We start from the raw sequence: 22,062 nt of genomic DNA, 5'->3' as shown, positions 1-22,062 counted from the left end.
GGTTGGGCCGTTCAGGTGCCCGGAGGCGCCCACTGACCCTGCCGAACCGACCCTACCCCCGTATCAAGTCCCATGGCAGGGCAAGGCCTTGGTGGGCGGCGGGTAAAATTCCGGGCCGCCCGGCGCGGCGGACCGGTGCTGTTCACGTTCCGGCCGCCACCGGTACACCGGGGCCTCCCACCCTGGGGGCCGCACCGCCGCAGTCACCTCCCCTCCCCCCTCCACAGGAGAACTCCGTGACCCGTCGTTACGTCCGACTGGCCGCCACCCTCGGCGCCGCCGGTGTGCTGGCCGGATCCACCGTCGCCCAGGCCGCCGCCGCCGAGGAGGGCCGCGGCGCCCACCGGGCCCAGCACGTCCTGCTGGTGTCGGTGGACGGTCTGCACCAGTCGGACCTCGCCCGCTTCGTGGCCGCGCACCCGCAGTCGGCGTTGGCCCGGCTGGTCCGCGGCGGTGTCGAGTACACCCACGCCGCCACCACCGACCCGTCCGACTCCTTCCCCGGCATGGTCGCCCAGCTGACCGGCGGCGGCCCCGGCACCACCGGCGTCTACTACGACGACAGCTACGACGCCGCGCTGCTCCCGGCCGGCACCACCGACTGCGCGCACGCCAAGCCGGGCGCCGAGGTCGACCTCACCGAGGACCTGGACCGGAACAAGGACGCGCTCGACGCCGGCCAGGGCCTGCCGGGCCTGCCCGGCTCCATCCTGCGGATGACCGGCGACCCGCGGACCCTGATCGACCCGGCCAAGCTGCCGGTCGACCCGCGGACCTGCCGGCCCGTCCAGCCGCACTCCTACCTCCAGGTGAACACCGTCTTCGAGGTGGCCCGCCAGGCCGGCCTGCGCACCGCGTGGTCGGACAAGCACGCGGCCTACGACATCCTCAACGGCCCCTCCGGCGAAGGCATCCAGGACCTCTTCACCCCCGAGGTCAACAGCAACGCCACCGGCTACAAGGGCGACTGGACCAAGGACAACCAGGCCACCGAGCAGTACGACTCGTACAAGGTGCAGGCCGTCCTCAACGAGATCGACGGCTACGACCACAGCCGTGCGCAGCGGGTCGGCACCCCGGCCGTCTTCGGCCTGAACTTCCAGTCCGTCTCCACCGCGCAGAAGCTGGCCAGCTCCGACGGCCTCCGGGGCGGCTACGTCGGCAAGGGCGTGCCCGGCCCGCTGGTGGAGAAGAACCTGGCGTACGTCGACCAGCAGATCGGCGCGCTGACCGCCGAACTGCGCAGGCAGCACCTCGACCGCTCCACCACCGTCATCCTCTCCGCCAAGCACGGCCAGTCCCCGACCGACCCGGCCGCGCTCAACCGGATCGACGACGGCCCGCTGCTCGCAGGCCTCGACGCCGCCTGGAAGGCCGCCCACCCGGGCGCGGGCGCCCTGGTCGCCCACGCGGTCGACGACGACGGCGTGCTGCTCTGGCTCAACGACCGCTCCGCGGCCGCCACCTCCTTCGCCAAGGCCTACCTGCTGGCGCAGCACGGCAACGGCGTCGACATCGACGGCAAGGCCCGCCCGTTCACCGGCGGCGGCGTCCAGCAGGTCTACGCCGGGGCGGAGGCCGCCGACCACTTCGGCGTCGCCCCGGGCGACCCGCGGGTGCCGGACGTCTTCGGCGTCGCGCAGTACGGCGTCGTCTACACCGGCGGCAGCAAGATCGCCGAGCACGGCGGCGACCACGCCGACGACCTGGACGTCCCGCTCGTCGTCTCCGGCGCCGCCACCCCGGGCGGCGTCCGCCGGGACGAGAAGGTCGAGACCAAGCAGATCGCCCCGACCATCCTCGACCTGCTCGGCCTCCGGCCGCACGCCCTCCAGGCCGTGCGCGCGGAGCACACCCGGGTGCTGCCCGTCCGCTGACCTCGGTGAACCGCCCGGCGGCCTGCCCCGGCCGCCCCGGGGAACTGCGGATAGTCACCTGATCCCTGGCGTTCCGTCAGGTATCGTCGCGCGTCGTCGGACCAGGCCCTTCGGTCCGACGACGCGCGACGAGGAACCCAGGGGGAACGAATGACGGTCAACCAGCCCGGTCAGGTCCTGATCACCGGAGCCGCCGGCCGGATGGGCAGCTGCCTGCGGGAGTTGCTGCCCGGGTACGGCCACCGGCTGCGCAGCTTCGACCGGCTGCCCGTGCCCGGCGAGCCCGGGGCCGTCACCGCCGACCTGCTGGACGTCGAGGCGCTGGCGGCGGCGATGGACGGGGTCGACGCCGTGGTCCACCTGGCCGGGATCCCGGGGGAGGCGCCGTTCGCCGACATCCTGGCCGCCAACATCGAGGGCACCTACCGGCTGTACGACGCGGCCCGGGCGGCCGGCGTCCGCCGGATCGTGTACGCCAGCAGCAACCACGCGACGGGCTTCACCGAGCGGCCCGCCGACGGCGGCACCGTGCCGGTGGACGCGCCGCAGCGGCCCGACACGTACTACGGGGTCTCCAAGTGCTTCGGCGAGAGCCTCGCCTCGCTGTACGCCGACCGGCACGGCATCGAGACCGTCTCGCTGCGCATCGGCTCCTTCACCGACCGGCCGCGCAGCATCCGGATGCTCGCCACCTGGCTCAGCCCCGGTGACTGGGCCCGCCTCGCACACGCCGCACTCACCGGCCCCGTCACCGGCCACACCGTGGCCTACGGGATATCCGCCAACACCCGCGCCTGGTGGGACCTCTCGACGGCCCGGGCGCTCGGCTACGAGCCGCAGGACGACGCCGAGCCCTTCGCCGCCGAACTGATCGCCGAACTGGGCGAGTTGTCCCCCGAGGACCCGGAACACCGCTACCTCGGTGGCCGCTTCACCCAGGCCGGGCGATGACGGCCGCCCCGGGCATGGAAGACTCGGCCGGATGATCGTGATGCAGCCCGTCCTGGAGGCGCGCCCCCTGGACGACTTCGACCTCTGGCCCGTCGCCGACACCGGGTCCGCCGAGTTCCTCGCCCTCGACGGCGGGCTGTCGCCCGCCGAGGTCGGGACGGCGGTGCTGCTGGTCGCCCGCTGCAACGGCAGCGGTCCCGACCTCGATCCCGAGGGCGAGCGGCCGCCCCGGCCGGCCGACCCGCTGGGCTCCTTCCTGTACGGACTGCTGACCGTCGAGGACGTGTACGCGGCGGGCGGGCTGCGGGTCACCGACCGGGCCACCGGCATCGTGTTCCAGCCCGGCTGCTGCGACGGTCTGGAGGACTGGCGGGACTGGCACGGGCTGGCGGAGCACGGCGGGCTGGTCGGCTACGGGCACGAGCCGGTCTCCCCGGTCGCGGAGCGGTTCGGCCGCACCGTCCGGCTCACGGTCAACGCCGACGAGCCCGACAGTCCGGTGATCGTGCTGCCCGTCGCGGACCTGGGTGGGCTGCTCGCCGGGGTCGAACGGGATCTGGCCGACTTCCTCGGGCTGGCCGCCGACTGGGCCCGGCAGTACCTGCCGCCCGTTCATCGGGCCCCCGTCATCGCCGCCCTCGCCCGGGCCCTCGACCTGCCCGTGCAGAGCGCGCCGGGCGTGCCGACCGCGCCGGGTTCGCCGCCGGAGGGGTAGACCGGCCGCTCCGCGCCGCTCCGGCTACCTGAGCAGGAAGTCGTAGACCGCCTGCCGTCCGGCCGGGTCGGCCGCCCGGTTCTGCACCGAGTGCGCCGCCCCGGGCACGATCACGATCTCCGGGTCGTGTGCCAACTCGCCCTGTTCGTAGAGTAGTTCGTACGGGGTGGCGAGGTCCCGATCGCCGCCGAGCAGCAGCACCGGCACATCGGGCAGCTTGCGGTGTGCCGGGGGCAGCGGCGGCACTGGCTCGCGCGGCCAGTCGAGGCAGACCAGCAGGCTGCCGAGGCCGGTCGCGGTGGCCGGGTCGTACGGCCAGGTCTGCTCGGCGGTCAGCTGCTGCCGGGTGCGCTCCAGCGCGGCCGCCCGGCCCGCCACCGGGGTGTCGGTGCTGCCCCAGGGGAAGCGCCCGTCGGCGCACAGGGTGGCGGAGTGCAGGCCCTGGCTGAGGTCCTCGGCCGGGGCGGCGTCGACTTCGCGGTGGACGAGGGCGAAGAAGTCCTGGAGCTTCGCGGGCTGCCCGGCGGCTGCCTCGTGCAGGATCTCCGGGACACCGCCGAAGTCCGGGTCGATGAACTCGTAGCCGGTGAGCGCGCTGAGGATCTGCGCGCCGTTGCCGTACTTCCGCACGGTGGCGGCGAGGTCGGCGGCCGGGTCGGTGGTGCAGCCGGTGGCCCGGCAGGCGGCGCGCAGGACCCGGGCGGTGGCGGGCAGCGCGGCCAGGTCGAGCGGGTCGAAACCGCTCGGCGGCGCGACCGAGTCGAGCACCAGGCGGGCCACCCGGGAGGGGTGGGCGAGGGCGTAACGCTCGGCGACGACGGTGCCGTAGGAGACGCCGTCCAGGGTGAGGCGCCGGTCGCCGAGGGCGCGGCGCAGCAGGTCGATGTCGGCGACGGTGTCCGCGCTGCTGTAGTAACGGGCGTTCGGGCCGAGGGCGGCGGCGCAGTCGAGGACGGACTGCTTGCGGGGCACAGCGAGGTCGGAGGAGCCCATGTCCTCCTGGAGGCCGGGGCACTGGAGGGCGCCCCGGCCGGTGCCGCGCTGGTCGAACACCACCAGGCGGTAGTCCTTGAGGACGGGCTCCAGCTTGCCCGCCATCCGTCGGATCGACGAGACGCTGGACTGGCCGGGGCCGCCGGAGAGGAACAGCAGGTCGCCCTTGGGCGGCCTGCTGTTGTCCGTGAAGGCGACCTGGAGGTCGAGGGTGCCGGGGGTGGCGCCGCTGTGGTCGAGCGGGACGGTGAGGGTCCCGCAGGTGAACTCGGGCGCGTCGGGGCAGGGTGCCTGCCCGGCGACGCCGCCGCTGTGGCGTGGTGGTTCGGCCGGGGCGGCGACGGCGGGCCCCGCCAGGCTGGTGGTGGCCAGCACCGCGACGGCGCCCAGGAAGGCGGCGGTGCGACCGCGTCTGCGCGTCGGTGCCGTCGGGACGGTCGGGTTCGTCACGGTCGTCATGGGTGTCCGGGTTCCTTCCGCTCGCGCCGCGTCCGCGTGGACGCGGTCGGGGAACCAGCCTGCGCACCGGGACGCTTCGTTGGCGAGCCTTCGGACGCGATTCGCTCCGGCAACGGGCCGTCAGGACCGGGACGGCCCGGAGCGAGAGGGCGCCACTCGATGCTCGACACCCCCTCAGCGGGGCAGGCCGGTGGTGAGCCGCCCGTCGCGGACCTCCCAGGTGCCGCCGTGCGCGGTGGCGCCGCGTAGGCCGTGCAGGGTGTCGGGGCCCGCGAGGGCGATCGTGCGCCGCTCGGCGAGGGCGGCGGAGCCGAAGGTCCGTTCGGCGCTCCAGGCGGTCCGGGCAGTGCCGTGCTGGAGCCGCCGGGCCAGTTGGGCCCAGCCGAGGGGCGCGGCGGCTGTCACCCAGGCGTCGGGCTGCTGGGCGGTGAGGCGCCGGGCCGGGCGCAGCCAGGAGGCGGCCTGTTCGGGCCAGTCGACGACGGTGAGGACGGTGCCTCCGGTGGCCTGCCAGGCGTCGGCGAGGGCCCGGGCGGTCGCGCGGGAGGCCTCGTCCCGGCTGTGGCCCACGGCCACGGTGTGCACCCGGGGGCGGTGTGCCGCCAACAGCCCTATCAGGGAAGTGAGTTCGGCTTCGGTGTGCGGGGCGGGCGCGGGCAGCGGCCGGTCGGCGGAGAGGAGGGCGGAGCGTTCGGCCGGGCCGAGTGCTCGGAAGGGGCGCCGGTCGGCGGGTCCGGGGGTGGGCACGGTGTCCTCGGTTCAGGCGTCGTGGAAGACGAGCCCGAGGGCGTGGCGCCGACCCGAGCGTACGGTGCTCACGCCGTGCCGCACGGGGGCGGCGGAGTAGCCCCGGGCGGAGCGGACGGGCCGGTCGCGGGTGGTGAAGACCAGGCCGTGGCCCTGGGGGAGGACGGTGCTGGTGCCGCGGGACTGGGCGCGGGGGCGCTGTTCGACCAGGAGGAACTCGCCGCCGGTGTAGTCGGTGCCGTGCCGGTCGAGGCCGATGACCACCTGGAGCGGGAAGACCAGGTCGCCGAAGAGGTCGCGGTGCAGGGCGTTCCAGTCGCCCGGCCCGTAACGGAGCAGGATCTGCGAGGACTTGGCCTGTCCGGCCGCGTGGCACCGCTCCAGCCACTCGTCGAGGGAGTCGGGCCAGGGCGCGGGGCGGCCGAGCTTCGCTGCCCAGTCGCGGGCGACGGTGAGCAGGTGCGGGTAGAGGGCCCGGCGCAGGGGGTCGACGGGTGGCGGCGGCTGGTGGGTGAAGTAGCGGTACCGGCCGGAGCCGAAGCGGTGGCGGGCCATGTCGACGGTGCTGCGGAACAGTTCGTCGTGGTCGTAGTGGGCGGCGAGGTCCCGGCATTGCGCGGGGGTGAGGAGTCGGGGGGTGAGGGCGCAGCCGTGGGCGTCGAGCTCTTCGGCGAGGGCGGGCCAGTCGGCCGAGTCGACGCGCTGCCGTACGGGCGCGGGGGAGGCAGTGGTGGTTCGGGTGCTCACGGGCCCAGTCTCCGGCCCGCCGGTGTCCGTCGCTGGCGGCTTTCGGACCGGGAGGTGTCGGCGTGGCCGAGGGCGGTGGCGGGGCGCGCCGGTCGCCCTCCTCATCCGGCGGGGAGGGCGACCGGCCGTGGCTCAGGAGACGTTGACGGCGGTGTCGTCGAGGACGAAGGAGGTCTGCTTGGTGTAGTCCTCGGCGCCGGAGAACTTGAGGGTCACGCTCTGGCCGGCGTAGCCGGACAGGTTGAAGCTGTGCTGCTGGTAGCCGGTGGCCGCGTTGACGTTGGAGTAGGTCGCCAGGGTGGTGCCGTTGGCGGTCACGGTCAGCTTGTCGAAGGCGGTGGTGCTGCTGGCGGCGGTGTCGATGTGCAGCCAGAAGCTGAACGTGTAGCTGCTGCAGCCGGCCGGGAGGGTCACGGTCTGGGCGAGGGTGTCGGTGTTGGTGCTGCCGTACCCGTCGAGCCAGGCGTCGTAGCTGCCGGAGTGCGGCGGCTCGCTGGAGCTGCTGTTGACGGTGCTGGTGCCGCTGGTGTTGGTCTCCGTCCAGCCGGTCGTTGAGCCGGCCTCGAAGCCGGGGTTGGTGAGCAGCTGGGCGGCGGTGCAGCCGGTGCCGCCGCCGGTGGGCTGGACGGTCCAGGTGAAGGTGACGGAGGAGGACGGGCCGGTGGAGTCGGTCGCGGTGGCCGTCACGGAGTACGTCCCGGCGGTGGTCGGCGTGCCGCTGATCAGGCCGGTCGTGGCGTTGACGCTCAGGCCGGCGGGCAGGCCGGAGGCGCTGTAGCCCAGGGTGCCCCCGGCGGTGTCGGTGGCGGAGAGCTGGAGGCTGGTGGCGGTGCCGGCGGTGGCGGTGCGGGCGCCGGGGTTGGTGAGGGTGACGCTGCCGGTGGTGCTGCCGCTGCCGCCGGCGGCGAGCCAGGCGGTGGCGTTGAGGCCGAGGGCGGCGTCGGTGCCGGCCGGGTCGTTCCAGCCGTTGTAGACGGTCTTGCCGGGTTCGCCGGTGCCGTCGTCGATGGCGGAGCTGTCGCCCCAGATGGCGACCCGGCCCTTGCCGAAGCTGCTGGTGGCGAAGAAGGCGCCGGTGGTGCCGGAGTAGCCGGTGCGGTAGACGATGCCCTTGACGGCGGGGTTGTCGGCCGGCTTGAGGGTGAAAGTGGTGCCGTTGCGGATGATGCTGCCGGTGACGGTGCCGAAGGGGCCGTGCAGGACGGGGTCGGTGGCGTCGTTGACGGCGGTCGGGTTGTCGGTCTGGATGTTGAGCAGGTCGACGGAGAGCCCGAACGGGTCCTTGCTGTTGACCGAGTTGGCGGTCATCAGGTCGTTGATGACGGCGGGGGAGTCCCAGCCGTCGTTGTTGCGGTCGCTGCCGGTGTGGTCGGAGATCAGGAACAGGCCGCCGCCGTTCTGGACGAACGTCATGACCGCGGTCTTCTCGGCGTCGCTGAGCCGGACGTTGGGCTCGGGCAGGACGAACTCGTCGAAGTTGGCGAGGTCCAGCGCGCCACCGGTGCCGTAGGTGATGGCGGAGCCGCTCGGCAGGGTCTTGAGGCTGTACTGGCCGGTCTTCTGGAGGGCGACGCCCCAGCTGGAGATGGCGCCGGTCCAGTCGGTCTCGGACTGCGGGGCGGCGTTCTCGGCGAGCGGGTCCGGCTGGCTGGTGCTGATGATCCAGTCCGCGTTGCCGGCGGTCTCCGCCTTGCTGTTGTCGAACAGGACGCGGTGCTGGGTGGTGGTGGTCGCGGAGGCGGTGGCCGTCCTCGTGGCCGCGGTGGTGGCTGCGGCGGCGGGGTGGGGGGCGGTGCTCGCGACGGCGAGCACGGTCAGGACGGCGGCGCCCAGGGCGAGCGGGCGTGTCGCGTTGACGCGTCTGAGCATGGGTCAAGTCCCTTGGCTTGTGGGGATGCAGGGGAGAGCTACGCGCGTAGGCGCAGTGGCACCGTCCCATGATGGGGTAATCGGAGCTTGAACGGAACGCGACGAAACGGCTCATCAGTGCGCCGTCGGGCCTTTCGGCGGAAGTCTGCACAGCTGCGACACGGCTGGGCCACCGGACCTCCGCGCCCGGGGCGCGGCCCTTGCCGAAGCCTTTAACGAGGGCTCAGGCAAGGGCCGCGGGGACGGGACCCTGGCGGGCGGCGCGGGGACTCCGGTGACCGGAGCAGCTACCTGGAGTCGCTACCCCCGGGCCAGCCGCCCCAGGGCCAGGCCCGCCAGCAGTGCGGCGCCGTCGCCGAGCACGCCGTCGTCGAACTCGGCCTCCGGGGAGTGGTTGTAGGGCGCGGTGAACGGGTCGCGCCCGTCGGCCGGGACGGCACCGAGCAGCAGGTACGCCGACGGGACCAGTTCGCCCAGGACGCCGAAGTCCTCCGAGCCGGCGATCGGTTGGGGCATCTCCAGGTACCGCCCCGACCCGAACAGCCGGGCCGCCAGGCCGGACGCGAACTCCGTCTCCACCGGGTCGTTGACGGTCACCGGGTAGCCGGGCTCCACCTCGGCCGCCACCTCCAGCCCGTGGGCCGCCGCGATCCCGTGCACCACTCGCAGGGCCTCGGTGCGCACCAGCTCGCGCGAACGCGGCGAGACGGAGCGGATGGTGGCCTCGAAGCGCGCCTCGTCGGGGATCACGTTGGCCGCCGTACCGGCGCCGAGCGTGCCCACGGTGAGCACCACCGGGTCGAAGGCGTCGATCCGGCGGGTCACCATCGACTGGAGCGCCAGGACCGTTTCGCAGAGCGCCGGGACGGGGTCGAGCGCCGAGTGCGGGCTGGAGCCGTGCCCACCGCGCCCGTGCAGGGTGGCCCGCAGGGTGTCGGAGGCGGCGAGCACCGGCCCGGGACGGGTGGCGACCACCCCGTTGGGCAGGATGGCGGCGGCCACGTGCAGGGCGTAGGCGGCCACCACCCGTTCCCCGGCCGCGTCCAGCACGCCCGCCTCGACCATCAGCCGGGCGCCGTCCGCCCCCTCCTCGCCCGGCTGGAACATCAGGACCACGTTCCCGGCCAGCTCCGCGCGCCGCTCGCACAGCAGCCGGGCCGCGCCGACCAGCGCGGCCATGTGCAGGTCGTGCCCGCAGGCGTGCATCACCCCGGGGGCCTCGGAGGCGTACGGCGGCTCGGTGCCCTCCTGCACCGGCAGCGCGTCCATGTCGGCCCGCAGCAGCACGTTCGGGCCCGGTCGGCCGCCGCGCAGGACGGCGGTGATCGAGCTCAGTCCCTTGCCGAGGGAGATTTCCAGGGGGAGGCCGTCGAGCGCGGCGAGCAGCCGGGCCTGGGTCCGGGGGAGGTCCAGTTCGAGCTCCGGATGGCGGTGCAACTCCCGTCGGAGTAGCGCGAGTTCTGGTTGCAGGCGGGCGGCCGAGCGGAGCAGTTCGGACAGGTCGAGCCGCTCCCACGGTGCGGCGGGCGCGCCGGGGGCGGCGCTGGGCAGGTCGGACACGGGGGACCTCCAGGGGTGGACGGACCCGGGGGAGCCCGGGGCGGCTGGTGCCATGATCGGAGGTTGCCCACCCCGGTCCGGCCCGGCACACGGGACGGCCGGGAATCCGCTCCGGACGCCACGGGAAACGCTCCGGGGCACGGCCGACCTCCGGGTTCGTTGAGATGGTCCGACGGAGTGACTATCTTCATGGGGTGAGTGAGCGTGTGATGCAAGAACCCACCGTGATGGTCCTGACCGCCCTCGCGGACGCCCCCCGGCACGGCTACGCCATCGCCCAGGAGATCAAGGCGATGACCGACGGCCGGGTCGCCCTGCGCACCGGGGCCCTGTACGGGGCCCTGGACCGCCTGCTGGCCGACGGCCTGATCGAGGTCGAATGCGAGGAGGTCGTCGACGGCCGGGCCCGACGGATCTTCACCCTCTCCCCGTCCGGCCGCGAGCGGCTGGCCGCGGAGGCCGAACGGCTGGCCGCGACGGCCCGGGAGGCCACCCGCCGGCTGTCCGCCGCCCGCCCGGCGGCGACCGGCACATGATCGACCACCTGCTGCGCCTCTACCCCGCCGCCTACCGGCGCGCCCACGGCGCGGAGATCGCCGCGACCTACCGTGAGATGACCGCCGGCGAGCCGCTGGGCACGCGCCTGCGGGACGCGGCGGAACTGGCGGGGCACGCGCTGCGGCTGCGCGCGGGGCTGGGGCCGGGCTCCGCCGCCGCGCGGGTGCTCGGGACGGCGTACCCGCTCGTCCTGGCCGCCTCGGCCGCCGCCTGCGGACTGCACCTGCTGCGCTGGTACGCCGGCGTGGCCGCCTCACCGGCCCCCTTGGGGCTGCAACTCCGGTCCGACCTGTCCGGGCTGTGGGGCGCGCTGCTGCTCTCCTCGCTGCTGGTGTTCGCGGGGGCGGCGGCCGCCCTGGCCGGACGGTGGCGGGCGGGCGTGCCCTGCACCGTGGCCGGGCTGCTCTCCTTCGCCGCGGCCGCCGTGGCCAGCGGTCCGGCGTTCGGCGACCCGGTCGCCGGCCCGGCCGCCGCCGTGCTGGCGGCGGCCGCGCTGCTCGGCGGCCCGCCGGACCGGCGTACGGAGGCCCTGGCGGCCGGCCGGGCGGGCACCGCCGGGGTGGCGGTCGCGCTGGTGCTGATACCCCTGGCGGCGGTGGCCGCGCACGCCGTGCCCTGGGTCAGCACCGACTACGGGTGCTGGCCGCTGCTGGTGCTCGCCGCGGCCGCGGCGGTGACGGCCTGGCGCAACGGCTCCCGGGGCACCCGCGAACTGGCCGCGCTGGCGCTGGCCTCTCCGCCGCTGCTCGCCCAGGCCGGCACGGTGGCGTGGGGCGATCCGACCGCGCTCGCCGCCCTGGCGACCGTCCTGACGGCAGCCCTGGCGGCCGTCCCGCTCGCCGGGCGCCTGGGCCGGGCCCCGCGCTGAACGATCCGACCCCGCCGAGCGGCCGGTAGGACCCGTACCGGCCGCTCGGCGGGGTTCGTCGCGCTCGTGTTACTCCGTTTGACGTAGCATTCCGTTCAACGGACTATCGGGCCGTCGGCTCCACCGGATCCGGCGGGCCCGCGCGAGAGGATGCCCATGCCGTTCACCCTGTCCCACCCGGCAGCCGTCCTGCCCCTGCTGCGCACGCCGTTCAGCAGGGCCGCGCTGGTGGCCGGGGCCGTCGCGCCGGACCTGCCGTACTTCCTGGTCGCCACCGGACTGCCGGTCAGCGCCCAGTCCTGGTACGAGCCCTTCGCCAACGCCACCACCACCCACACCCTGCCCGGCGCCCTCACCGTCGGCCTGCCGTACACCCTCGCGCTGTGGGCGCTCCTGCTGGCCGGGCGGCGGCCGCTGGCCGCACTGCTGCCGCTTCCGTCGCCCGCCGCGCCGACGGTCGGAGCGCCCGGTACGGCCGGAACGCCTGGTGCACCCGGTACGGCCGGGGCGGTGGCGCGGCGGGCCGGGTGGGTCCTGCTGTCCGCGCTGATCGGCCTCGCCACCCACCTGGTCTGGGACTCCTTCACCCACTTCGACGGCTTCGTGGTCACGCGCGCACCCTGGCTGAACACCACCCTGGCCGGCAGCCTCAGCTGGGCGCGGGCCCTGCAGCACGCCAGCACCATCGGCGGCCTGGCCGCCATCGCCGTCTTCGGCTGGCGCCGGCGGTCCCGGCTGCGTATCACCGGCGGCCTGGTCGCCATCGCGGGCCGGCGCCGCCACGTCCTGCTGGCGCTGGCCCTGTGCACGGCCACCGGGGCCGTCGCGCACGCCTGGTGGTGGCTGGCCGGCCCGCAGGCGGTGGCCGGCGGGCGGCCGCTGGACGTCCTGCTCGAAGGCGTGCTCTCCGACGCGGCGAAGGGCGCGGGCGCGGGCCTGATCGCCGCCCTGGCGCTGTACACCGCCGCCTGGTGGGCCCGCCACGCGGCCGTCGCGCTGCGCGGCCGCACGGGCGCCGCACAGGCCGGTACCACGGCCTGACCGCGACGGGCCGTCCTGCCGCCCGATGGGTCGGCAACTCCCGCCTGCCAGGCAGGACTTCGCTGCCGTTCGACGTTTCGGGGGCGCCCGCCGGGCGCCCCCGAAGGGCCGGACGCTGGGTCCGGACGGTGGCCGGCTCCGCTGCATCGGAGGGCGGCCGTGGTCCCTGGGTGTCGATTGCTCGCGACCGGGACTTCGGGTTCAAGGCTGGCGGGGAGCGCGACCGGAACGCCCAGTTGCGTGCTGCGGAGCCGGACGGAGCGGTGGCGGTTGCGGTGGAGCCGCCCGGGTCGGCGGCGGATGACCTGGGCCTTTTCCCGTTCCGCCGGGCGAGATTGTTGCGGCGGGTTCCGGACTGCTGCGCAAGAAATACCGGGAGTGGCGTTCGTCGGGGAGGAAAACCCGGACAGGGGCGCGATCCGGCGTGTGCGGGGGCGCTCACAGTGGCCGCGAGCTGCGGATACCTCCGTTGATCATGCGATGTTCTTTCAGAGAGGAATGCCGGTTGGGCCGTTCGGGGAAATCACGAGGCTCGTCGTACCCGAGAATGAACGCCGGGTGCTGGGCGGGAGCTGCAATCTCCGGCCCGGGTCTTCAAGACTCGATTGAACGTCATTTCGATTTTAGGGACTTCGTATGAGTGTGCCGCGTCCGCGGCGGACGGCGGCGGGCAGCAGTGTGCTGCCCGTTCCGGTCGTCGTCCTGGCGTTGGGTGTCCTGACCGCGGTCGTCGTTCTCGCCCTGGCCGGGGTGTCCACCGAGACGATCATCGCCCTGTCGAGCGCAGCGGTCTTCGCCGCGGCCGAGCTGACCAGAAGGCTGGTCGCCGCCGTCGCCCGCGGACGCCGGCGCAGGTGAGCGTGCGGCATGGGACGGCACAAGAAGGCGGTGCCGGACGGTGCGTTCGCGAAACGGCTCGCCGTCTACCTGCGCGGCCTCCGGGAGCGCAGCGGCAAGACCTACGAGGCCATGGAACCCTACTCCGTCGCGACCTTCTCGCGCGCGGACTCCGGTTCTTCCAAGCCGAGTTGGCCCGTCGTGGAGGCCTACGTACGGGCCTGCGGCGGACGGCCGTCGGAGCTGCGCAAGGCCGCCAGGCTGTGGCAGGAGACGCCCGCGAACCAGTCGGCGGCGGACGCCCTGGCCGACGGTGCCGACGCCTGGCCCGAACCGGACGCCCTGGTGGAGCCCCACCAGCTCGGTGAGGCCATGCGGATCGCGCGGAAGGCGTGCGGCCGCCCGTCGCTGCGCGAGCTGGAGGCGCGGGCGGCGCGGCTCGGCGAACAGCTCTCCCGCAGTACGGTCAGCGACGCGCTGCGCTCGCCCGGCGGACCGCAGTTGCGGACGTTCTGCGCCTTCATGCGGGTGATCGCGGACTATCCGGGGTCACCGGCCGCCGGCTACCCGGTCCGGGTGTGGGCCGAGGCATGGCACCGCGTGCAGGAGGGGAGCGGCAGGGCGGTGCCCGCCGTCGGGCCGGGGCATCCGACGGCGGCGCGCGGGCGCGCGCCGTCGGCCGGGGAGGGGCGGCGGCGCCCGCGGTTACTGACCCGTCCGTGGGCGCCGCCGGGGCCGCTGCGCGACCTCAAGGACGCCCTGCACGACCTGTACCTCTCGGCCGGCGCGCCGTCCCTGGCCGACATCGCGGGCGCCGTCCGGCTGGACGACTCGCTCGCCGCCGCACCGGAGCGGGACAGCATCCGCCGGCTGCTGCGCTCGCCCCAGCTGCCGCCCAACCCGCACGACGCGGTGGCGGTGGCGTCGGTGCTGGCCCGGATGGCGGGGGTCGGGGCGGGGGAGGCCGCCGTGCGCGCCCGGAACCTGTGGATCGCGGCGGCGGCGGAGCCCCCGTACGGGCACGCCGTCGCGGACCTGCTCGATCCGATCGCCCTCGGGGTCCGTCCGACCTTCGCGTTCCCGGACATGCCCGACACCCTGCCGACCCTGACCCCGTACGTGGACCGGCTGCACGACCGGGCGCTGCTGGACGTGGTGCGGATGGGGGTCGGCGGGCACAGCGGCATCGTCATCGCGCGCGGTGAACCGTCGACCGGCAAGACGCGCAGCTGCTGGGAGGCCGTGCGGTCGCTGCCCGCCGACTGGCGGCTGTGGTACCCGGCCAACCCCTCCGACACCGGGCAGGTGCTCCAGGCGCTGGCGGGGGCCGGGCCCAGGACGGTGGTGTGGCTGGACCGGATCGACCGCTACCTGGACGCCGCCCAGGGGGTGACGGCCCAGCGGATCCACGACGAGATCAGGCAGGCGCTGTCCGACACCCGCCGGGCCCCGGTCCTGGTGATCGGGACGGTCTCCGACTCCGCCCGGATGCTGACCGGGGAGGGGAGCGAGGACCCCCCGAACGCCGCCGCCCTGATGCTGATCGAGGAGGCGGGCGTCAACGTCCCCAACTCCCTGACGGGCAGTGAGCTGCTCGGGCTGGCCGCGCTGGCGCACCGGGACCCCCGGCTGTCGCTGGCCCAGGCCACCGCCAAGGAGACGGCCGTGCAGTTCCTGGCCAGCAACCACGGCGCCCACCCCGTGGTCAACGCGTACTCCTTCCACACGGCCGTGACCACGAGGGACACCGACACGCTCGTGGTGGGGGCGCGGCTCCTGCACGAGACCGGTCGGCCGCGGGAGGCGGTGGCCTGGTACCAGGCCGCGGCGGAGGCCGGTGACAGCCAGGCCGTCCGGTCGGCGGCGAGCCTGCTCAGCGAGAGCGGCGACCTGGCCGAGGCGATCTCCTGGCTGCGCGAACGCGCCGACGCCGGCGACACCCACGCCGCCCTGGAGGCGGCCCGCCAGCTGGAGCACGACGGGCAGGACGAGGAGGCGATCACCCTCTACCAGCGCGCCGCCCAGACGGGTGGCAAGAGCCAGGCGCTGCGCTCGGCGGCGGCGGTGCTGCGCCGCCACGGCCGGGCGCCCGAGGCCCTGGCGTGGTTGCAGGGCCGGGCGCGGGACGGCGACGAGAAGGCGTACCGCGAGGCCGCGCACCTGCGCTGGACCACCGGTGACCGGGAGGGCGGACTGCGCTCCTACGAGGAGGCGGTGGCCGCCGGCGACACCACCGCGCTGCGCGAGGCGGCGGAGCACCTGCAGGCCGCGGACCGGGTCGAGGAGGCGATCGACTGGTACCGGCGCGCCGTGCGCGGCGGGGACAAGGTGGCCCTGCGGCCGCTGGCCGACCTGTTGAAGGCCGAGGGCGACCTCGACGGCGCCCTGCCGTACTACCTGCGGGCGGCGGAGCTGTCCGACGTGCTGGCCATGCACCAGGCGGCCGCGCTCTACCGGTTGGGGAAGCAGCCGGCCCGGGCGCTGCACTGGTACCGGGAGGCCTCCCGGCACGGGGACGACTCCGCGCTGCTGCACATCGCCGCCCTCCACCAGGAGGCCGGACGGATCGACACGGCGCTGACCTGGTACGCGAGGGCGGCCGACAGCCGGATCCGGGACGCCTACCGGGAGGCCGTCTGGATGCTCTGGGACGCGGGGCGGCTCGACGACGCCTACGCGTGGCTGGCGGGCCGGGTCGACAACGGCGATCGCCGGGCGCTGCGCGAGCTGGGCGACCTGCTCCGCGAGGCCGGCCGGCTCCCGGAGGCGCTGGCCTGGTACCGGCGGTCCGCGGAGCTCGGCAGCAGGTACTCCCTCCGGCACGTGGCCCGACTGGAGGCCCGGCTGGGCACCCCGCCGGTCCGGTGATTCTCGGCCACGCCACGGCCGGACTCCCCTGCGAACCTCACGAGTTACTTCACCCCAGTGATTCCGGGCCGTTCCGGAGGTTGATTACCGGGGTAATCAGAGAAGTGACATGTCTCAGGAATGTGAGCAAGCTGCGTGCCCTGGTATGTCAGCTTTTGCTGGTAAAAGTCGCCGGTGGTGAGGCGCATAGACAGCAGAGGAATTGCCTTGGCACTATCAACTCCTGACCTTCACTAGGCGACTACTTAAGCGAGGGCCGTACCGGGCCGCTAGGCTGTGCGAATGGTTCCCGCGCCGCCCCCGACACTGACTCTCGAAGCCGCCGGGGAGCTCCAGCGGCGCCTCCGCGCCGAGATCGGGCCGGGCCTCAGCGAGCGGGAACTCGATGACGTGGAGGCCCGGTTCGGCTTCCGGTTCGCCGCCGACCACCGGACCTTCCTGGCCGCCGGCCTCCCGCATGGGTCCCGGTGCTGGCCGGACTGGCGGCACGGCGACCCCGACGACCTGCGGGCCCGGCTGACCGCGCCGGTCGAGGGCGTGCTGTTCGATGTCGAGCACAACGGCTTCTGGCACCCGTTGTGGGGGCCGAAGCCGGACGGGACCCGGGAGGCGCTGCGGATCGCGCGGGCCGAGCTGGCGACTGTCCCGCAGCTGGTCCCGGTCTACGGCCACCGCTACCTGCCGGGAACGGCGGGCGAGTCGGGCCACCCGGTGCTGTCGGTCCACCAGACCGACCTCATGTACTACGGGAACGACCTCGCCCACTACGTCCGGAACGAGTTCACCGGTCGGCCCGGCACGCTCTCCCGAGTGCGTACGACCGTCGCCTTCTGGTCGTACTTCGTCGACGGGGAGACGACCTTCACCACCCCGCACGATCCCTACGCCGTCACCGCGCGGGAAGCGGTCGAGCACATGCGGATGCTCGCCCTGGAACGCCTGATCGGCCGCAGGGTGGACGACGACCAGCTCGTCCGGACCGGGCTGACGGCGGAGGCGCTCGGCGTCGAGGCGCCGTCCCTGCCGCTGCTCGCCGGCCTGCCGTACGGCGACCGAGGGCGGGCTCCCGAGCTCTTCGACCGGGTGCTCGCCGAACTGGGCCTCACCGCCGGACTCCCCGGCAAGGACACCGGCCACCCGTGGGAGGCGGCTCGTCGGGAGCTCGTCCACTGGTGGCTCCGGCTGATCGTGAACGGCGGTACGGCACCCACGGTCGGCGCCGAGGTCATCGCCCACGGCGGCTGGGGCGCGCTCGGCCGGCCCCGCGCACTGTGGCCTCTGGTGACCCTGGACGTGGGGTGTGACAGCCCGACGGGCGAGCGGATCCGCACGTTCGAAGAGCTCGGCGCCGCGATCGTGGCAGAGGCCGAACGGCTGCTGGCCGGCCCCTGGTCGCCGCACGGACCGCGCTGACGGCCTCCCCCCAGCGGAAGTGTCGGGTCAACGTCGGGTGAACGTCGTGGTCGGGCGGGACGGGCCGCGGTGAGGATGGACCCCGCGCCGACGACGGCGATTCCCACCGACTGGGGGCAACGAATGAGGTACCGGTACACGGCTGTGCTCGGCCTGGCGGCCGCGCTCGTCACGGTGATCGGCACGTCGGGAACGGCGAACGCCTACTACAACCAGGACAACCTGGTCATCGGCAGTGTCCAGTTCATCGACCACCACCTCGGGAGCGTGTACGGCAGCTACGAGCTGTCCTCGACCACCTACAGCACCGGCGCGGCCAACCTCCGCTGGAAGGTCGCGTCAGCCGCGCCCGACACGGGCTACCCGAACGTCCAGCTCCGCAACGACAGCAGCGGCCGCTGCATACGGGCCATGAGCGCCGGCACGGTGCAGATGAAGTCGTGCGACGACAAGGACCCGTACCAGATCTGGGCGATGACCAACGGTGCGTACGGCACCCAGTTCTTCAACTTCGCCGTGCGCTCCTGCCTGGACAACGGCAACAACAGCCCCTACCTCTTCCACGAGGAGGGCTGCAACACCAACAACCCGTACCAGAGCTGGTACCTGACGCAGTAGAGCGCGGGCCGGGACCGGAAAGCAACCACGCCTCGTACTGACGGGACCGGTGCCGTTTCCGACCGCTCGGCCCTCGGGGCCGGGCGGTCGGCCGCGTTTCACCTCGTGATGTCGCCGTCCGGCAGGTCCTGGACGGTGACCTTCCCGCGCGGCTGGCCCAGCAGGCGGGCCACCGCGTCGCCGATCCCCTGCGCGTCGCCGGTCGGTCCGGGCGGGGCCGTGTCGGTGTACCGCTCGATGGCCTTCCGGAAGTACGAGGGGTTCCAGGCCCCGACGGCCCCGCTGACATCGACGGCCTGCACCGGCCGGTGGCCGACGGCCCGCCTGATGGCGGGGAGGATCTCGTCCGAGCTGTACTTCCCCGGGACCTGGAACAGGCTCGCATGGCCGCCGACCTTGCCGCCGTCCCGCAGCAGGACGGTGACGACCAGGCAGCTGGTCACCGACGGGTAGGTGATCGTCCCGCGCGGCCCCACCTCGCCGACCTCGCCCTCCGTGATCCGGACATCGGCCGGCTCGGCGGCGGGCCGGACCACCGTGCCCGACCCGAGCGGGGCCGCTGACGCCCGGTCACCCCCGCCGGTCGCGCCGACCGCCAGCACCAGCGCTGCTCCGAGGACCAGCCCCGCCCTCGCCACGCCCCGCCCGGACATCACCAACGTCATGACCCCACATCACATCCCAGAGGACCGGCCCGCGCACACCTGCGCACACCCGCGCACGTACGCGGCCACACATGCTCCCGAGTACGAACGATCACGTCAACTCGATGCCCCGAGGCTCACCCTCTCGGGCAGTGGCCGGGACGGCCGGGCGGCGGCCGGCACCTGTCCCGGCACCTGTTCCGGCGCCAGTGCTGCCGCTGACGCGGGCGAGGTCAGTCGGCGGCCCGGGCGGCGGCCGGCAGCGGTTCGACCCCGACGACCCGGCGGATCCGGGTGGGCTCGATGAACACGGTGACCCGCCGCTCGCCGGGGATGCGCCAGCCGTACTCCTCGACGCCGAGGTACTTGTGGGCGAGTCGGTCCATCTGCTGGTCGGCCTGCTCGCCGGTCACGAACTCGACGGCCCGGCCGTGGATCTGGACGCGGTCGTAGGGATCGGCCGGGTCGGAGCCGGAGAGGCAGACCCGAGGGTCGTGCCGCAGGTTGCGCTCCTTGATCCGGCCGATGGAGGTGTTGAAGTACACCCGCTCACCCTCCAGGCCGACCCACATCGGCGTGACGTGCGGGGCGCCGTCCACCCCGGTCGTCGCCACGAACCAGATCCACGGTTGCGCCAGCCGCGCCCGGAGGTCCTCGGTCCAGATGCCCACCGGTCGTCCTCTCACGTCGTTCCGCGGCGGTCCCCGACGGACACCGCCCACCTGATGCCGCCTCAGCGTAGCGAGCCGCCCGTAGCGGAGCAGGAAGTCGACCGGGCCGACTTCCTACTCCAGCACCGGGCGGCACCGTGTGACCCGGTTGCATGGCTCCGGAAAGCATCCGCCGAGACCAGCTGGGAACCTGACCCCGACCCCGACCCCGACCCCGAGGACTTCGCCGAGAGCGCACGGATTGCGCCGTTCGGGTGAGCGCGGGGTTCGGTGGGGCGGCCCGGTGGGCAGAGCCTGCGACATGACGACACCCGGAACCAGCCGCCGCCACCGCCGCCGTTCCACCGCGCCCGCGTCCGCCGTCCAGGCCCGGCCCGTGCGGCAGCCGGTTCCGGCTCCACCGGGCGGCCGGTGCTGCCGTACCTGGTCCAGCGAACACCTGACCCGGAGCGGCCGGGCCGTCCGCACCACCTGGCACGAGCCCGCCTGCCCGTCCTGGCACACCGGCCCGTGACGGACGGTGGCCGTGCCGGGGGAGCGGCGACCGGTGCGTCGCAGCCGGTGACCGCGCGGCGCCGGACCTGATCGGCGGCACGACGGGGGCGCCGCCGCCGCTGCCCGGCCCGGCTGCCGGGCGGCCCCCGGCCCGCCGCGTCGAACGCCCGAGCGATCTACCATGAGAGGCGAGGTCTGCTGAGGCCCGTACCTTCCCTCGCTGAAACGGTAGGGAGGCCGGCATGGAGTTCGGGACCGGATCCGTAGGCGGGGGCGGGGGAGGGGGCGGAGCGCGCTATCTGCCGATCGCCGAGCACGGGTTGATCGGGGACCTCCGCACCGCCGCCCTGGTGGGGACGGACGGCACCATCGACTGGTACTGCTGCCCGCGGTTCGACGCGCCCAGTGTGTTCGGGTCCATCCTGGACGCCGAGCGGGGCGGGTCGTTCGAGCTGGCCGCCGACGTGCCGGCCCGGACGCGGCAGTTCTACTTCCCCGACACCAACGTGCTGATCACGCGGTTCTACGCGGCCGACGGCGTGGCGGAGATCCAGGACTTCATGCCGGTCGTCGACGAGTCCCGCGAGGCCTCCCGGCACCGGCTGATCCGGCGGGTGGTGTGCGTGCGCGGGACGCTGCCGTTCGCGGCGCGGATCGCGCCCCGCTTCGGTTACGGAGCGGAGCCGCACACGGTGCGGGTGCGGTCCGGCGAGGCGGTCTTCGAGGCCCCGTCGATGACCCTGGCACTGACGTCGACCGCGCCGCTGGAGGGCGACGGCCGGGACGTCCGCTCGCACTTCAAGCTCCTGGAGGGCGAGTCCGTGGTGTTCGCGCTGGACCGGATCGGCGAGGACGTGCGCCCGCGGGCCTGCCCGCACGCCGAGGCGCAGGCGCAGTTCGAGGCGACCGTCCGGTTCTGGAGCAACTGGCTGAGCCGCTCGCGCTACCGCGGCCGGTGGCGGGAGATGGTGCACCGCTCCGCGCTGGTGTTGAAGCTGCTCACCTACGCGCCGACCGGCGCGATCGTGGCCGCGCCGACGACCAGCCTGCCCGAGCGGGTCGGCGGCGAACGCAACTGGGACTACCGGTACGTGTGGGTGCGCGACGCGGCCTTCTGCGTCTACGCCATGCTCCGCCTGGGCTTCACCTCGGAGGCCGAGGCGTTCATGGGCTTCCTGTCGGAGCAGGGGATCATGCGGGGCGCCGGCCCGTCCGGCCCGCTGCAGATCATGTACGGCATCGACGGGCGCAAGGACCTGCCCGAGTCCGAACTGGACCACCTCGAAGGGCACCTGGGCTCGGCGCCGGTGCGGGTCGGGAACGACGCCACCCACCAGCTCCAACTGGACATCTACGGGGCGCTGATCGACTCCGTCTACCTGCACGACAAGTGGGGGCAGCCGATCAGCAGCGCCCACTGGGACGAGGTCGGGGCCGTCGTGGACTGGCTCTGCGACCACTGGGACCAGCCCGACGAGGGCATCTGGGAGACCAGGGGCGGCCGACGGGACTTCGTCTACTCGCGGCTGATGTGCTGGGTGGCGATCGAGCGGGCGATCCGGATGGCCAACCGGCGCGGCCTGCCCGCGGACCTCGGCCGCTGGCTGCGGAACCGGGACGCGATCTACCGGCAGATCATGCGGGAGGGCTGGTCCGCCGAACGCGGGGCGTTCGTCCAGTCCCTGGGCGCCGACGTGCTGGACGCCTCGGTGCTGATGATGCCGATGGCCAAGTTCGTCTCGCCCACCGACCCCAAGTGGCTGGCGACCCTGGACGCCCTCACCCGGGACCTGGTCTCCGACTCGCTGGTCTACCGCTACGACCCGGCGGCCAGCCCGGACGGCCTGCACGGCACCGAGGGCACCTTCTCGATCTGCTCCTTCTGGTACGTCGAGGCGCTCACCCGGGCCGGCCGCCTGGAGGAGGCCCGGCTGGCCTTCGAGAAGATGCTCACCTACGGCAACCACCTCGGCCTCTACGCCGAGGAGATCGGCCGCACCGGCGAGCAACTCGGCAACTTCCCGCAGGCGTTCACCCACCTCTCACTGATCAGCGCGGCCTTCAACCTCGACCGCGCCCTCGGCTGAGGGCGCGGTCGAGGATCGGGGGAGGGAGGCCGCCCGGTCAGCGC

Annotated in this window: 19 protein-coding genes; 12 read left to right on the top strand and 7 right to left on the bottom strand. The window is 74.1% G+C overall.

The window, feature by feature from the left end; all coding sequences use genetic code 11:
* The first annotated feature begins 236 nt into the window (after positions 1-236).
* The 3 genes from ACZ4W5_RS05120 (at position 237) to ACZ4W5_RS05110 (ending at position 3,543) form a co-directional block, all read left to right on the top strand.
* A complete protein-coding gene (locus ACZ4W5_RS05120; protein ID WP_465652930.1) occupies positions 237-1,877 on the top strand; it encodes an alkaline phosphatase family protein in 1,641 nt (546 codons plus the stop codon).
* 150 nt (positions 1,878-2,027) lie between these two features.
* Entirely contained in the window at positions 2,028-2,828 is an 801-nt protein-coding gene (locus ACZ4W5_RS05115) for an NAD-dependent epimerase/dehydratase family protein (protein WP_360231566.1), read from the top strand.
* 31 nt (positions 2,829-2,859) lie between these two features.
* The gene (locus tag ACZ4W5_RS05110) at positions 2,860-3,543 is read left to right on the top strand and encodes a hypothetical protein (protein ID WP_465652928.1); all 684 of its coding nucleotides are present in this window, start codon (positions 2,860-2,862) and stop codon (positions 3,541-3,543) included.
* Between the two features lie 24 nt (positions 3,544-3,567).
* Here the strand turns inward: ACZ4W5_RS05110 and ACZ4W5_RS05105 are convergent, their stop codons facing one another.
* From ACZ4W5_RS05105 to ACZ4W5_RS05085, 5 genes are all read right to left on the bottom strand, one after another.
* Positions 3,568-4,995 (bottom strand): alpha/beta fold hydrolase, encoded by a 1,428-nt coding sequence (locus tag ACZ4W5_RS05105; protein ID WP_465652926.1) that lies wholly within the window; start codon positions 4,993-4,995, stop codon positions 3,568-3,570.
* A 174-nt stretch (positions 4,996-5,169) separates the two neighbouring features.
* Complete coding sequence (locus ACZ4W5_RS05100; RefSeq protein WP_465652924.1) at positions 5,170-5,742, bottom strand: type 1 periplasmic-binding domain-containing protein; 573 nt, start codon at positions 5,740-5,742, stop codon at positions 5,170-5,172.
* A gap of 12 nt (positions 5,743-5,754) precedes the next feature.
* Entirely contained in the window at positions 5,755-6,489 is a 735-nt protein-coding gene (locus ACZ4W5_RS05095) for a 2OG-Fe(II) oxygenase (RefSeq protein ID WP_465652922.1), read from the bottom strand.
* Positions 6,490-6,621: 132 nt separating this feature from the next.
* On the bottom strand, positions 6,622-8,358 hold the full coding sequence (locus ACZ4W5_RS05090) for a putative Ig domain-containing protein (protein ID WP_465652920.1): 1,737 nt from the start codon (positions 8,356-8,358) through the stop codon (positions 6,622-6,624).
* Positions 8,359-8,658: 300 nt separating this feature from the next.
* Positions 8,659-9,858 (bottom strand): M20 metallopeptidase family protein, encoded by a 1,200-nt coding sequence (locus ACZ4W5_RS05085; protein ID WP_465653051.1) that lies wholly within the window; start codon positions 9,856-9,858, stop codon positions 8,659-8,661.
* Between the two features lie 269 nt (positions 9,859-10,127).
* On the opposite strand from ACZ4W5_RS05085, the gene ACZ4W5_RS05080 reads away from it, so the two are divergent.
* From ACZ4W5_RS05080 to ACZ4W5_RS05050, 7 genes are all read left to right on the top strand, one after another.
* Complete coding sequence (locus ACZ4W5_RS05080; protein ID WP_465652918.1) at positions 10,128-10,454, top strand: PadR family transcriptional regulator; 327 nt, start codon at positions 10,128-10,130, stop codon at positions 10,452-10,454.
* Positions 10,451-11,344, top strand: a complete 894-nt coding sequence (locus tag ACZ4W5_RS05075) for a hypothetical protein (RefSeq protein ID WP_465652916.1) — start codon at positions 10,451-10,453, stop codon at positions 11,342-11,344. The genes ACZ4W5_RS05080 and ACZ4W5_RS05075 overlap by 4 nt, the downstream gene beginning before the upstream one ends.
* A 156-nt stretch (positions 11,345-11,500) precedes the next feature.
* The gene (locus ACZ4W5_RS05070; protein ID WP_465652915.1) at positions 11,501-12,385 is read left to right on the top strand and encodes a DUF4184 family protein; all 885 of its coding nucleotides are present in this window, start codon (positions 11,501-11,503) and stop codon (positions 12,383-12,385) included.
* Positions 12,386-13,021: 636 nt separating this feature from the next.
* A complete protein-coding gene (locus ACZ4W5_RS05065; RefSeq protein ID WP_360231548.1) occupies positions 13,022-13,243 on the top strand; it encodes a hypothetical protein in 222 nt (73 codons plus the stop codon).
* Positions 13,244-13,252: 9 nt separating this feature from the next.
* Positions 13,253-16,090, top strand: a complete 2,838-nt coding sequence (locus ACZ4W5_RS05060; protein ID WP_465652912.1) for a tetratricopeptide repeat protein — start codon at positions 13,253-13,255, stop codon at positions 16,088-16,090.
* A 282-nt stretch (positions 16,091-16,372) separates the two neighbouring features.
* A complete protein-coding gene (locus tag ACZ4W5_RS05055) occupies positions 16,373-17,503 on the top strand; it encodes a hypothetical protein (protein WP_465652910.1) in 1,131 nt (376 codons plus the stop codon).
* A 123-nt stretch (positions 17,504-17,626) separates the two neighbouring features.
* Complete coding sequence (locus ACZ4W5_RS05050) at positions 17,627-18,121, top strand: ricin-type beta-trefoil lectin domain protein (RefSeq protein WP_360231539.1); 495 nt, start codon at positions 17,627-17,629, stop codon at positions 18,119-18,121.
* Positions 18,122-18,219: 98 nt separating this feature from the next.
* Here the strand turns inward: ACZ4W5_RS05050 and ACZ4W5_RS05045 are convergent, their stop codons facing one another.
* Positions 18,220-18,786 carry a hypothetical protein gene (locus ACZ4W5_RS05045; RefSeq protein ID WP_465652908.1) on the bottom strand — a complete coding sequence of 189 codons (567 nt, stop codon included), beginning with the start codon at positions 18,784-18,786 and terminating at the stop codon, positions 18,220-18,222.
* A gap of 212 nt (positions 18,787-18,998) precedes the next feature.
* On the bottom strand, positions 18,999-19,436 hold the full coding sequence (locus ACZ4W5_RS05040) for a PPOX class F420-dependent oxidoreductase (RefSeq protein WP_465652906.1): 438 nt from the start codon (positions 19,434-19,436) through the stop codon (positions 18,999-19,001).
* A gap of 301 nt (positions 19,437-19,737) precedes the next feature.
* On the opposite strand from ACZ4W5_RS05040, the gene ACZ4W5_RS05035 reads away from it, so the two are divergent.
* Positions 19,738-19,950 (top strand): hypothetical protein, encoded by a 213-nt coding sequence (locus tag ACZ4W5_RS05035; RefSeq protein WP_360231530.1) that lies wholly within the window; start codon positions 19,738-19,740, stop codon positions 19,948-19,950.
* A gap of 223 nt (positions 19,951-20,173) precedes the next feature.
* On the top strand, positions 20,174-22,018 hold the full coding sequence (locus ACZ4W5_RS05030; protein ID WP_360231527.1) for a glycoside hydrolase family 15 protein: 1,845 nt from the start codon (positions 20,174-20,176) through the stop codon (positions 22,016-22,018).
* The last annotated feature ends 44 nt before the right edge of the window (positions 22,019-22,062 follow it).

This window comes from Kitasatospora sp. NPDC029367, assembly GCF_055569135.1.
This window is presented reverse-complemented; position numbering and strand designations above follow the sequence as displayed.

Bases quoted from the DNA above. Each gene is read 5' to 3' on its own strand.
- ACZ4W5_RS05115 (WP_360231566.1), top strand. From the start codon at position 2,028: ATGACGGTCAACCAGCCCGGTCAGGTCCTGATCACCGGAGCCGCCGGC.
- ACZ4W5_RS05110 (WP_465652928.1), top strand. From the start codon at position 2,860: ATGATCGTGATGCAGCCCGTCCTGGAGGCGCGCCCCCTGGACGACTTC.
- ACZ4W5_RS05105 (WP_465652926.1), bottom strand. From the start codon at position 4,995: ATGACGACCGTGACGAACCCGACCGTCCCGACGGCACCGACGCGCAGA.
- ACZ4W5_RS05090 (WP_465652920.1), bottom strand. From the start codon at position 8,358: ATGCTCAGACGCGTCAACGCGACACGCCCGCTCGCCCTGGGCGCCGCC.
- ACZ4W5_RS05080 (WP_465652918.1), top strand. From the start codon at position 10,128: ATGCAAGAACCCACCGTGATGGTCCTGACCGCCCTCGCGGACGCCCCC.
- ACZ4W5_RS05075 (WP_465652916.1), top strand. From the start codon at position 10,451: ATGATCGACCACCTGCTGCGCCTCTACCCCGCCGCCTACCGGCGCGCC.
- ACZ4W5_RS05070 (WP_465652915.1), top strand. From the start codon at position 11,501: ATGCCGTTCACCCTGTCCCACCCGGCAGCCGTCCTGCCCCTGCTGCGC.
- ACZ4W5_RS05065 (WP_360231548.1), top strand. From the start codon at position 13,022: ATGAGTGTGCCGCGTCCGCGGCGGACGGCGGCGGGCAGCAGTGTGCTG.
- ACZ4W5_RS05060 (WP_465652912.1), top strand. From the start codon at position 13,253: ATGGGACGGCACAAGAAGGCGGTGCCGGACGGTGCGTTCGCGAAACGG.
- ACZ4W5_RS05055 (WP_465652910.1), top strand. From the start codon at position 16,373: ATGGTTCCCGCGCCGCCCCCGACACTGACTCTCGAAGCCGCCGGGGAG.
- ACZ4W5_RS05050 (WP_360231539.1), top strand. From the start codon at position 17,627: ATGAGGTACCGGTACACGGCTGTGCTCGGCCTGGCGGCCGCGCTCGTC.
- ACZ4W5_RS05045 (WP_465652908.1), bottom strand. From the start codon at position 18,786: ATGACGTTGGTGATGTCCGGGCGGGGCGTGGCGAGGGCGGGGCTGGTC.
- ACZ4W5_RS05035 (WP_360231530.1), top strand. From the start codon at position 19,738: ATGACGACACCCGGAACCAGCCGCCGCCACCGCCGCCGTTCCACCGCG.
- ACZ4W5_RS05030 (WP_360231527.1), top strand. From the start codon at position 20,174: ATGGAGTTCGGGACCGGATCCGTAGGCGGGGGCGGGGGAGGGGGCGGA.